This window comes from Enterococcus sp. AZ011 (genome assembly GCF_050548355.1).
In the GTDB taxonomy this organism is placed as follows: domain Bacteria; phylum Bacillota; class Bacilli; order Lactobacillales; family Enterococcaceae; genus Enterococcus; species Enterococcus faecalis.
Window position 1 is genome coordinate 2,182,580 of record NZ_CP172959.1, and the last position, 12,635, is coordinate 2,195,214.

A 12,635-nucleotide genomic window follows, 5' to 3' on the forward strand; every position below is an offset into this window, starting at 1 on the left:
CTTGACCACGTTCTGCCAAATCAAATGAATACAAGTTCTAAATATGTATTAAAAAGCCAGAGATAAAAATCCCTGGCCCTAAATTCATATGAATCGTTCTTTATTACAATTAACAAATAAAGAACAAAATTTTATATTTTTTATAAACCTGCCATTAATTGTGCTTGGCGCAATTCCAGTTGTCGAACATCTCTTGGTAAGAATCGGCGAATTTCATCTTCGTTAAAACCGACTTGTAATCTTTTCTCATCAATCATAATTGGCCGACGCAACAATCCAGGGTTTTCTTGAACCAACTCTAATAAATCTTGAAGTGGAAGCTCGTCCAAATCCATATTTAATTTTTGGAAAACTTTAGAGCGAGTAGAGATAATCTCTTCTGTTCCATCTTCTGTCATGATTAAAATTGCTTTTAATTCCTCAATATTTAAAGGTTCAGAAAAAATATTTCTTTCTTTAAAAGGAATTTCGTGCTCTTGCAACCAGGCTCTAGCCTTACGACATGACGTGCAACTTGGGGAAGTATAAAGTGTCAACATTGTGCATCACTCCTTTTCGCGAATCATCGCGTTTCTGAAACAGGGAACTGTACTGTTCCTCTATTTAAAACCAGTATACCTAATTTCTAATAAAAATACTAGGGGTTTTTAAACATTTTTTATTAACTTTGTTTATTTTTCCTTCATTACATCCGTGTAAAATTAGGGTTAATTTTTATGAAATTTTATGGATATTCGTTATGATTCTGTAAAAAAGTAATACAGTTTTCTATTTTTATGGTTGCTGTTATAATTTACTTCTCTTGGTGATTTTTCAAGAAGTTCCCATGTATTTTTTTCTAATAAAATGTATAATAGAACTATTCACTATCTTAAGTCTAAAGTCAGGTGGTTATTTAATGAAAACAATTTTTTCTGGTATTCAGCCCAGTGGTACTCCGACAATCGGAAATTACATTGGTGCAATGAAACAATTTATCGAATTACAAAATGAATACAATTGTTATTTTTGTATTGTGGATGAACATGCCATTACCGTTCCCCAAGAACCGCAAAAGCTACGCCAACAAATTCGTAGCTTAGCAGCTCTTTACCTAGCGGTTGGTTTAGACCCACAAAAAGCAACAATTTTCATACAGTCTGAAGTGAGTGCCCATGCAGAAGCTGGTTGGATCATTCAGTGCAATACTTCTATTGGTGAGTTAGAACGAATGACACAATTTAAAGATAAATCGCAAAAAAATGGTCGTGCTGGCGTAAGCGCTGGTCTTTTAACATACCCTCCATTAATGGTTGGTGATATCGTGTTGTACAATGCTGACTTAGTGCCAGTCGGAGATGATCAAAAACAACATTTAGAATTAACACGTGATTTTGTGGAACGCTTCAATAAACGTTATGCCCAAAAAAATCAAGAAATTTTAACGATGCCTGAAGTAAAAATCGCTGAGCAAGGTAGTCGAATTATGAGCTTACAAGAACCAACGAAAAAGATGAGTAAGTCCGATACAAATGTGAAGGGCTTTATTTCAATGCTTGATGAGCCAGCAGTGATTCGCAAAAAAATCCGCTCTGCTGTAACTGATTCAACTGGTGTAATTGAATATAATAAAGAAGAAAAGCCTGGCATTACTAACTTACTAAATATTTATTCTGCTGCGACAGGTCAAACTGTTGAGGAACTTGTTCAAGCATACGAAGGCAAAGGCTATGGAGACTTCAAAGCAGATTTAGCAGAAGCAGTAGTTGCCTTATTAGAACCTATTCAAGTGCGCTACCAAGAGCTTCTAGCTTCAGAAGAATTAGATATGATTTTAGATGAGGGCGCAGAAAACGCTCGCCAGGTAGGCAACAAAACACTTCAACGAATGAAAAATGCTGTTGGTTTGGGAAGAAAAGTTCGGCGCTAACTAAACATAATAAAAACCCGCGAAGTTTTATTCGCGGGTTTTTTTATGTTCTAAATTGAGCATCGTACAGCCGACGATAGTGACCTCTTTGCGCGTACAAAGTTTCATGTGTTCCATCTTCTAAAATTCCTTGGTCACTCACTACGATTATTCGATCAGCATGTTTAATCGTTGCCAGTCTGTGGGCAATAATTAATGTTGTTCGCCCGTCAGCTAACGAGTTTAATGACTCTTGAATCACTTGCTCTGTTTCTGTATCTAATGCAGAAGTCGCTTCATCTAGAATTAAAATCGGCGGGTTCTTCAAGAACATTCGCGCAATTGCCACTCGCTGCTTTTGACCGCCCGATAATTTCACGCCACGTTCGCCAATAATTGTGTCCAAGCCATCTGGCATTAGCTGAATTACATGTTCTAAATGTGCTAATTTCACCGCTTGTTGAATGTCCATTTCTGTAGCGTTTAAATTCCCATAAGCAATGTTTTCTCGTAATGTTCCAGGGAATAAAAACACATCTTGTTGAACGATTCCAATCTGCTTACGTAATGAAGCCAAGGTCATTTGCTGGATATTTCTACCATCGATCGTAATTTCACCACTACTGACTTCATAAAAACGAGGCAACAGATTACACAAGGTCGTTTTTCCTGAACCACTTTGTCCAACGAAAGCAACGGTTTCGCCAGGTTGAATTTTTAAATTGATATGGTCTAAAACTTTTGTGCCATCTTCATAAGCAAATGAAACATCTTTATAGGCAATCGTTCCTTCTAAATGCGAAACAGCAACAGCTCCTGGCAAATCTTTGATGGACGGTTGTTTGTCCATTTCTTCCGTAAAACGTTTAAAACCAGCAAATCCTTTGGGATAACTTTCAATCATATTGTTGACTTTTTCAATCGGCCGAATAAAAATATTGGCTAATAAAATAAACCCTACAAACTGGCCTTCTGTAATTTCTCCTTTAATTGTATAATACGCACCAAAAATTAATGAAAATAAATTTATCAGACGAATTAATAAGTAATTATAGGCGGAACTGACACCCATCACCTTATAAAAATATAATTTCGATTTTCGATACATTTGATTTAAATAATTAAACTGTTTTCGTTCAAATGGTTCATTTGCAAAAGATTGCGTGACACGTATCCCACTTACTGACGCTTCAATCCCAGCATTAAATTCACCTAAATTATCGTAAATATCCGTATTCGCTTTTGTCATTTTCTTATTAAAATAACCTAGCGCAATCGTGATAAATGGCAATAAAATAAACGTAGCGATGGCTAATTTCACGTGAATGGTTAACATTAATAGAAAAGAACCTGCTAACGTCATAATCGTAATAAAGACGTCTTCTGGACCATGATGCGCCACTTCCGAAATTTCAAAAAGATCAGTGGTCAAACGGCTCATTAATTTCCCTGTTTTTTGATTATCATAATACTCAAACGGTTGTGTTTGCAGATGTTGATATAATTCTTCACGCATATCTGTTTCAATATTCACGCCTAACATATGACCAAAATAAACCACAATAAATTGTAAAAACGTATTGATTATATAAAATGCAAATAAGCCCGCACTAGCTAATGCAATGAGGCGAAAATCTCCTTTTGGCATAATCTTATCAATTACTTGGTTGACTGCTACTGGAAAAGCCAACTCTAACAGCCCCGCAAAAACGGCACACCCAAAATCCAAAATAAATAATCGACGATACGGCCGATAATACCCAAAAAAACGCTTTAACATAACTCCCTAACTCTCCCCCTTCATTCTCATTCATTATACGGAAAAAGACTGTCTCTTGCAAAATTCTAACTTATATCAGAACACGTGTTATTTAAGTAACTTTGACTCAAAATCATTTTCACAAACTTTTCATTATCAGAATATTTTTTCATTTATCGTTTCCATTTTTTCGGTAAAAATAACTATAATTGTCTTTTCCCACAAGGCTTTGATTTCTGTACAAAACCTTGAAATACAGTGAAAAATACTCTATTTATTTGTGAAAATATCGGCTACAATATAACATATGAAAAGTTTTGTAAAAAAGTTAAGAGGTGCACTTGTTAAATGAGAACCATTGTTTTTGATGTTGATGACACGCTGTACGATCAGCAACAACCCTTTCGAAATGCGATGACTAAAATTTTCCCGAACGTTGCGACAGAGGATATGCATGAATTGTATCTTCGTTTTAGACACCACAGCGATGAAACGTTTCCGAAAGTTTTAGCCAATGAATGGTCCCTAGATTTCATGCGGTTTTTCCGGATGAATGAAACATTAAAGGATCTAAACTATCCAGGAATTTCACAAGAAGAAGGAAAAATTTTCCAACAAGTTTATGAAGAAGAATTGGATAATATTACGATGCATCCAGAAGTTACTAAGCTTCTTGATACTTTACAAGAGAAAGAAATTCCGATGGGGATTATTACAAATGGTCCAACAGACCATCAATTTAAAAAAGTTAAACAATTGAATCTTGAAAAATGGGTTCCAAGCCAAAATATCATTATTTCTCAAAGTACGGGTTTTCAAAAACCTGAAAAGGAAATTTTTGATTTAGCCTGTAATCAATTTTGTATGGAACCTGAACATACTTTATATGTTGGTGATAGTTATGACAATGATATTGTAGGCGCACGTAATGGTGGCTGGCATTCTCTTTGGTTTAACCACCGCTCTCGTGAACTACCAAGTTGCCAACCTGCATCACACCTTGCAGAAGTCACTTGTTTCACCGAACTTTGTCCGACTGTGGAGAAATTATTTAATCTTTAAAAAAAAGCCGCTCTTCAAATTGAAGTGAGCCGACCCCCAAAAGTTAGACCTAGAAATCTAACTTTTGGAGGTTTTTTTGTATGGCAAAATACAGTTTTGAATTTAAACTTAAACTTGTTCATGACTACTTATCTGGTCAAGGAGGTCTAAGGTTTCTCGCAAAGAAGTATGGGTTTAAAGATAGTTCTCAAATAAGCAAATGGATAAATGCCTATAAAGAACTTGGTGAAGAAGGCCTACTTCGCAGTCGAAAAAATAAGAATTACTCTGTTCAATTTAAGCTAGATGCGATAGAGTTATATTTAACAACAGAGTTGTCCTATCAAGAAGTAGCTAATCTTCTAAAAATGAACAATCCATCATTGATTGCGAATTGGCTTAGAACGTATCAGAAGTTTGGTATAGAGGGACTCTCTAAACAGAAAGGACGTCCACCTACCATGTCTAAAAAGAAACGAAATGAACCCCAACCACTACCAAGTGAACGATCTCAAGTAGAGAAACTAGAAAAAGAAAATAGAATGTTAAAAATTGAGAATGCCTATTTAAAAGAATTGAGGAGACTGCGTTTAGAGGACGAACAAAAAATGAACGAATCGCACGAATCATTCACAGTCTCCGAAGACACTTTCGATTAAAAGATATTTTGGAAATCCTAAGGTTTCCAAAATCTACTTACATGTACTGGCAAAAACGCCTCGACAGAACAGCTTCAACACAAATCATTGAAGAAGAAATTCAAGCGATTCGTAAAAAACATCAACATTATGGCTATAGAAGGATGACCCAAGAATTGAAACGACGTGGATTTCAAGTGAATAAAAAGAAAGTCCAGCGATTAATACAAAAGTTAAAGTTACAAGTCAAAGCTTTTACTAAGAAATCAAGAAAATATAATTCCTATAAAGGAACCGTTGGTAAAATCGCTAAAAATTTGATTCGTCGCCGATTTAAAACCTCTGTTCCTCATCAAAAAATTACAACTGATACAACTGAATTTAAGTACTTTGAAGCAGATAACGCAGGCATCTTTCGTCAGAAAAAACTATACTTAGATCCATTTATGGATATGTATAATAGTGAAATTCTAAGCTATAGCCTTTCTACTCAACCAAATGGTAAAACAGTTATGGAAGGTCTGAAAGAAGCAATTTCTCAAACAAATGATTGTCCCTATCGGCGCACCTTTCACTCTGATCAAGGCTGGGCTTATCAAATGAATGTCTATATACAAACATTAAAGGACAACAATATCTTTCAAAGTATGTCTCGAAAAGGAACCTGTTTAGATAATTCTCCTATGGAGAATTTCTTCAGTATCCTAAAACAAGAAGTGTACTATGGAAAAATCTATCAAAGTCAAAATGAATTGAGAGAAGCAATTGAGAACTACATTTATTATTACAATCATCACCGAATCAAAGAAAAACTTAACTGGAAAAGCCCAGTAGAATTTCGACAATTCAATCAAAAAACTGCATAAAAAATAGAGTGGAAAAATCCACTCTATAAAAAGTCTAACTTTTTGGGGTCGCTACAGAAGAACGGCTTTTTTTTATTTATTTTTTTGTTTTTTCAGACGTAAAATGATGAACAGGCAGATTATCAGTAAAAGGATCAATAAACCGATTAAGAGATAAATAAGTTTAGATTCCGTTTTTTTGACGGTTACATCTTTCTCATTAAATGTTTTTGCTTCCTCTTTTGAGATCGTAAATTCTTTCGTAAATTGCCATTTTTTTCCTGAGCCTTCCACAGTCATTGCCAATACATACGTCCCAGCTTCCATTTCATTTTCTTCATAAGGAATAGGGAAATTAAAAATTGAATTGGGCGCCATTTGCATATCTTCTTGTTCTTTCTCTAAAATAACGTTATTTGTTTTCTTATTTTTAACATTTGCCGTTACTTTCATTGATTGAAGATAGGCTGCTTCATGGTTTAACAGTGTTGCAGAAATAACACTGCGCGCATTTCTTTGCGTCGGTTCAACTTTCTCTAAAGACAATTCTGGTTGTACAACTGTTTCATTTTCTCGAAGTAAAACAGCTACTGTATAGGCATAGCGATTTTCAATTGCTAAGCCGTTTGTATTTTCTTTTTGCTTGTCTTTCGTTTCATCGACTTTTTCACTAAACGTGATCCCGCCCGCTAGTTGCCCTGAAAACTCTTCTTTAGGCATCTTCACTCGCAATTCAACTACTTTTTCACTTTTAGCAGGCAATTCAACACTCTCACCGCCGTCTTTCAGTTGAATGATTTCTGATAAATCTGCTGGTGCAGATTTATCTAAAGCTGTCAACGACTCACCATATTCAATCACTCCGTTGCTGTTTGTTGTGGCCGACTTCACACTAACATCAATTACTAAATTTTCATCTGTACTATTGGCCGCTCGAACTTTCAAAATTTGTTCTTGGTCTGGTTTCATCATTAAATCAAAATATGTTTTTGTTTTATCTATTTGGTTTTCTGGAATTTCTGTTTCAACACTAAATCGTAATTCTGCTGCTGAGGTTTCAATCCCAAAAGCAAAGAAATAAAAACTTAGGATCATCAGAATAAAATATCTATTTTTCATTTCGCTCTACACTCCATTTCTATGTAAAGGAGAAAGGCTGAGTTCCCCTCTTCCTTTCTCCAAAAAGGTTCTTTTTATACTGGCGTATTAGCTAATGTCCAAGTAATTGTTGTTTTGTAGGCATCGTTTAATTTAACTGATTTACCTGGAACTTTTAATTGAACATCTTTCATTACTTGACGGCCGTCAACTTCAGCAATTGAACTAGCATTGCCGTATAAGTATGACCATTTCCCAGCACCTTGATCTGTTGCGGCTACCATCACGTTATGACTTTCACCAACTGTACCAAAAGTTACGCTCGCTAAACTTGTTGGTGCAGCGCTTTGTCCTGCTGTCACAGCTGAAGCATTTTGAAAGACAATTTCAGTTCCTTCAAGTGTCTGACCTTTTGTAGCAGAAGTAAATGCAGAATTTTGTTTTGCAGATAAAGTCCAGCCTTCTAAAGTTCCACGATTATCTGTAATTTGAGCAAATAATGGACCCGTTTTTTCAACATTATTTTTATCTTTTAAAACTTGTGCTGATGCAAAATAGATTTCATCTTTTGTGCTGATGATATTTTCACCAAAGTTTAAACTTGAAGCATAGTCCAAGGTTAAGGGGCCTGTAGAACCTTCATCAACTGGTTTGTCAGGATTTACTGGGTCGATAGGTGTCACAGGATCTTTGCCATCTTTGTCTTCTGGATCCACTACAGGATTTTTGCTGTTAGGATCTTTTTCATCTGGTGCTTTAAATTTTACAATAGCATCTGTGTCGCGATTAGCCACTTCCTCTGCTTGAACTGGTAGTGTGCCTACCGCGATGGTTGCTAAAATTAAGCTGCTTGCGATGGTCATTTTTTTCATATTAGTGCTCCTTCTCTTCTATTGTTATAGTTTCAATAATTATACGCTTGGTAAATCAGCGATTGTCCATGTTAAAACAGTTTTGTATTGAACAGCATCTTTTGGTGTTGCTCCTGGTACAGTTAATGTGATTGCTGTATTTTTATCTACGCTTTCACCGTCAACTTCCACTTTTTCAATCCCACCGAACGCACTAAGCCAAGTTCCAGAACCTTGACCTTCAGCGGCAGACATCACATTTGATGAATCGCCAGCTACTAAAGTTACTTCATGCGCAGTTGGTGTGACTGCTTTGGAATTAGACACAGCTTTGTTTTGACTTAATTTAATTTCTGAACCGTCTAAAACTTTATTTAATGTTTCTTTTGTCGCTGTTAATTGTGTTTCTTGTTTAACTGTTAAGGCCCAACCGGCATTCGTTCCGCGTTTGTCGGAAATTTGTACATAATTTGGTTTAGGATTAGTCAAATCAGGACCAGAACCGTCTGCCAAGAAAAAGTATTGTGGATTTGCATAATATTTTTCATCTTTATTTGAAATTTTATTTTTGCCAAAGTCTAGACTAGAAGCATAATCGATACTTAGTGGACCAGTTGTTCCTTCATTTGGCTTATTGCCTGTGTCTGGTGTCGTTGGGTCAAAGGGTTCAACAGGTTTTTCGGTATCTGGATTCACTGGATCGACTGGTTTGTTGATAGAGGTATCCGGCGTAAATTCTACGATGGCATTTGATTCATAGTTTTTTTCTTCTGCATTCACTTCTGGTGCAATAGCCACGCCTAAAGTGATAGCGGGGATTGTTGATAAGATAATTTTTTTCATTTTATTGTTCCTTCTTTCTTTTTTTTAAAATAAAACTAGCCATAAAGATGACTATTATTCCGAGATAATTAAACATTTGTTGCTGTTTAGTACCAGTTCGAGGTAAGAAGCCTGAGCCTTTTTGATCAACCGTTTTACTTGTTGAATGCTTCAATGATTCTCCACTCACTGCTGGTATTGCTTCCGACTGCTTGGGGAAACGCTGTGGTATCTTACCATCTGGTTTTTCTTTGTTTGCTGGTGGCTCATACTCGCCATAAAAAGAAACTTCTGCATTTGTCGGATAGGCATTTGTTTCAGCAAATACATCAACTGATGAAATCAATCCTAATAGCAATACACCGCTAACTATTTTTTTGATAAGACTCACCCCCTATTTTGCACTGCCATCAGGTACGTCCATCAAGTGCCAAGTTAGTTTTGCTTCGTATTCTTCTGCTTTGGCCGTCCCTCCAGGAACAGATAATAACAACTCTTGGTCATTTTCTTTCCATTGATCAGAAATATTTGTTTCTTGATGTCCATTGACTTGGTTGTGAACAAGAATCGATTGGCCTTCTGGAATGTCCTGTAAGCGATGGTTGGTTCTAAATTTTAAAATATTCGGCAACGTAGCACCTGATTCAGATTTGAAATCAGAAGTAACGGTTAGTGCAAGCGACCAATTATTCCCTGTTTGACGAGTATCCCGTATCACTAATGGTTGATCCATGGAAACAATTGGATATTGGGTCGTGCTACTAGCGATTTGCAGCTCATTCCCAAAGGAAATCGCTGTGGGTACCGTTTTGAACCTGACAGAGCCAACCACAGTGACTGTTAGCGCTAATTCATCAATCTTGTAGCCTTTATCATAGACTTCCACGACCAACTGCTGTTTTCCATAAGTTAGTTCTGGTAATAACAAGGCTTTTTCCTTAAATGTTTTAGAATTAGTGGTTGTTTCATCTGCTAATTTCTGGATTTCTTGGCCCTCTTTTTTGACAATAAATTGTAATCTATTCCCAGCATCGACATCTTGCCAATAAAAAGGCAGGGCTGTTTTTTGAAAGTCATCAATATCGATTGTTTTTTCCATCGACTTTTCTATACGCTCTTTTGACCAAGATAGTTTCGTTTCACTTAAGAAAACTTCTTTGACAGGTTGGACGACTGTTCCAGAAAAGTTCCCTAAGTATGCTTTATCTGTTGATTCCCAGATATAAGAAACGCCTTCATGAGCTTTGGGTAAATTCCATTCAAACAGTCCTTTTGTGGCATCGTAACTTCCATAAGGGCTAATCGTCAGCGGTGGAAATAGTTGACCATCACGAGATACCACCTTATTTTTTAATTGCAGTGGTTTCCCAGCAATATAATCGACAGAAGATAAGATAATCATTTGATTAGATACATCTAGCCCTGTAATGGCCGTTAAGCCTTTTAACGGACTGATATCTGAAATTTGATTTTCTCCCACATCTAAAACTGTTAGATTGAGTGTTTTCTCTAACGGTGCCAAGGAAGAAATTTGATTGTTTCTTGCATACAGTACACGCAGATTAGGAACAGTGCTTAAAGCTTCCAGACTAGCAATCGTTTGATTCATAATACTCAACTCTTCTAGACGTGGCTTATTCGCCAAGGGCGCAATTGTTTTTAATTGATTATTTTCCACATAAAGACGGAGTAGGTTATTTGCTTCCGTAAGCCCATCTAAAGTAGCAATCTGATTATTGGCAGCCCAAATGGTTTCTAAATTACGAAGAGAACGAAGCGGGTCGAAGGAAGTCACTCGATTATTCGGCGTGATTTTTGACGGATGATCTGTCGTATTTTGGATACTTAAATTTTTTAAAGCAGGCATTCCTTCAAGTCCATTTAATGTCGTTAATTGATTGTTCTCAACATACAAGCCTTCTAAACTAATTAATCCTGCTTGACCTAACGGACTAAGATCAGCTATTTTATTGTTTCTCATATATAAAAAACGTAATAGCTTAAATTCACCTTTAGCAAAAGGACTCAAATCTGTTACATTGAGTGAATCTTGAAAAGATAATTCTTCTAAGTTTCTTAGGTATTGAACTCCTTCCACATTAGAAACAACGACATTTTCTAAAATAACTTTATTCAATTTATCCAATTCTGCTTGGGTGACAGTATTAGAGGTCCGAGATTTGCTTAACTGTTTTCTGATATTTTCCGCAAAGGCTGGGTCAGGAAATAGTGTACTGATAGGCGTCGCTTTATCTAAGACAGCACCTGCGTATAATTGGGGCATCATCAGTTGTGCTTCCGTTATCGCTAGCGCTTCATTTGGCGGTTCTTCACTTGTTTCAACAGTTGTTAACTTTTCTGTTTGGGGAATCTCCGAACTACTGGTTGCTGAATTTTGCTCTTCTGCTGATGAAGTTTCTGGAATCTTTTCTTCTGAAACAGATGAAACATTTTCTTCACTGGAGGATGCGATTGTTTCGGACGTTTCGGCGAAAGTTGTTACAGGAAGTAGCAAACTATTAGCCAAAAGTAAGGCACTAACTGCGGAGATGCACATTTTTTTCATAAACTTCACCTCCTGATATTTTCTTAATTATAGTGAATATCAACTGAAAATGGGTTCAATTACGACAAACTGTCCAAATTAATTTGTATAGACAAGACAAAGAGCGCCAAATAGGGTTTTCTACCCCTATTTGGCGCTCTTTGTCGCTAAACACAACCAGAATGTATTATGACAAATTCTCAATTATGCCTAGTTTTCTTTTATTTCTTTTAAACTATCCTCTATTTTTTCCAATTGCCCAGCAAAAAATTCTTGTTTGGCTTTTGGTAAAAACAATGTGATAGATAAAAGGATTTGTTCTTTAAAGATTGACCAATCTGCGAATATTTCTTCATTGGTTAAAATCATTTCTATTTTTTCTGCTATTTTTTTCCAGAGGATCATTCGCCAGTTATTTTCACCCACTTCATATTCTTTAAACATGCTTAATACATGAAGAATATGGGGAACATTTTGGCTGACAATCGCCGCAAATAAAAAATCAATAATTACTTGCTCGATAATTTCTAGCGAGCGAATATCAATAATTTCCCGCTCATTGACAGATTGTAGTACACGAAAAAGTAACGAAGTTGGAAACGGCTGCAAGCCAACATTTTTTTGTAATGCTAAAAATTTCAAATTAAAAATAGTATACACATCGGCATTAATTAATCGTTCCAGAATCTGATTTTCTAATGCAATAATTTCCTCTTTTGTCACAACCGTTTGAGGGTTAAAAAGATATTCCAACGCCAACATCGAATACATTACTTCTTGCTTTCCTAAAGCAAAAGACGATTTATCATAATACGCCCGATAATCTGCAACGATTCGACTACTTTCTTGAAAATTTTTACTAAAGATTGCTTAATTAAACTGCTCCTTAGCTAAAACTGTTTTGGACATTGGCGTTAATTTTTCTGTCATTTCCATCGGCGAAATAGACAAGATTTCGACAATAATGGCTAAATCCGAAATACGCAATTCACTATTTCCTTGGACAAAGCGTTGATAACTTCGACTAGAAACACCATTTTCATCAAAGACACGCAGAGGAATATTTTTTCCTTTACGAATCCGTTCAATTTCTTCACCTAGCGGCCGATATTCCATATATTCTTTTTGTTTCAAACGAATTACTCCAT

At 36.0% G+C, this 12,635-nt stretch carries 9 protein-coding genes and 2 pseudogenes; 3 read left to right on the top strand and 8 right to left on the bottom strand.

What is annotated here, in order from left to right:
- Nucleotides 1-140 precede the first annotated feature (140 nt).
- Nucleotides 141-539, bottom strand: coding sequence for a transcriptional regulator SpxA (spxA, locus tag IGL36_RS10475; protein ID WP_002356477.1), 399 nt, complete (start codon nucleotides 537-539; stop codon nucleotides 141-143).
- A 359-nt stretch (nucleotides 540-898) separates the two neighbouring features.
- Between spxA and trpS the strand changes: the two genes are divergently transcribed.
- On the top strand, nucleotides 899-1,909 hold the full coding sequence (trpS, locus tag IGL36_RS10480) for a tryptophan--tRNA ligase (protein ID WP_010717110.1): 1,011 nt from the start codon (nucleotides 899-901) through the stop codon (nucleotides 1,907-1,909).
- Between the two features lie 43 nt (nucleotides 1,910-1,952).
- Here trpS and IGL36_RS10485 read toward each other — a convergent pair whose 3' ends face one another.
- On the bottom strand, nucleotides 1,953-3,668 hold the full coding sequence (locus IGL36_RS10485) for an ABC transporter ATP-binding protein (protein ID WP_002391491.1): 1,716 nt from the start codon (nucleotides 3,666-3,668) through the stop codon (nucleotides 1,953-1,955).
- A 327-nt stretch (nucleotides 3,669-3,995) separates the two neighbouring features.
- Between IGL36_RS10485 and IGL36_RS10490 the strand changes: the two genes are divergently transcribed.
- On the top strand, nucleotides 3,996-4,709 hold the full coding sequence (locus IGL36_RS10490; RefSeq protein WP_002356474.1) for an HAD family hydrolase: 714 nt from the start codon (nucleotides 3,996-3,998) through the stop codon (nucleotides 4,707-4,709).
- An 80-nt stretch (nucleotides 4,710-4,789) separates the two neighbouring features.
- Nucleotides 4,790-6,192: pseudogene (locus tag IGL36_RS10495) on the top strand (IS3 family transposase).
- Nucleotides 6,193-6,264: 72 nt separating this feature from the next.
- On the opposite strand, the gene elrE reads toward IGL36_RS10495, so the two are convergent.
- The 6 genes and pseudogenes from elrE to elrR form a co-directional block, all read right to left on the bottom strand.
- Nucleotides 6,265-7,290 carry a transmembrane protein ElrE gene (gene elrE, locus IGL36_RS10500; RefSeq protein WP_002376547.1) on the bottom strand — a complete coding sequence of 342 codons (1,026 nt, stop codon included), beginning with the start codon at nucleotides 7,288-7,290 and terminating at the stop codon, nucleotides 6,265-6,267.
- A 74-nt stretch (nucleotides 7,291-7,364) separates the two neighbouring features.
- A complete protein-coding gene (elrD, locus tag IGL36_RS10505) occupies nucleotides 7,365-8,141 on the bottom strand; it encodes a WxL domain-containing protein ElrD (protein ID WP_002362542.1) in 777 nt (258 codons plus the stop codon).
- Between the two features lie 39 nt (nucleotides 8,142-8,180).
- The gene (elrC, locus tag IGL36_RS10510) at nucleotides 8,181-8,963 is read right to left on the bottom strand and encodes a WxL domain-containing protein ElrC (protein WP_002362540.1); all 783 of its coding nucleotides are present in this window, start codon (nucleotides 8,961-8,963) and stop codon (nucleotides 8,181-8,183) included.
- A gap of 1 nt (nucleotide 8,964) precedes the next feature.
- The gene (gene elrB / locus IGL36_RS10515; RefSeq protein WP_002356469.1) at nucleotides 8,965-9,333 is read right to left on the bottom strand and encodes an LPXTG anchor domain-containing protein ElrB; all 369 of its coding nucleotides are present in this window, start codon (nucleotides 9,331-9,333) and stop codon (nucleotides 8,965-8,967) included.
- 3 nt (nucleotides 9,334-9,336) lie between these two features.
- Nucleotides 9,337-11,508: an enterococcal leucine-rich protein ElrA gene (gene elrA, locus IGL36_RS10520; protein ID WP_002405268.1), complete on the bottom strand. Its 2,172-nt coding sequence runs from the start codon at nucleotides 11,506-11,508 to the stop codon at nucleotides 9,337-9,339.
- 189 nt (nucleotides 11,509-11,697) lie between these two features.
- Nucleotides 11,698-12,603: pseudogene (elrR, locus tag IGL36_RS10525) on the bottom strand (Rgg family transcriptional regulator ElrR).
- Nucleotides 12,604-12,635 lie beyond the last annotated feature (32 nt).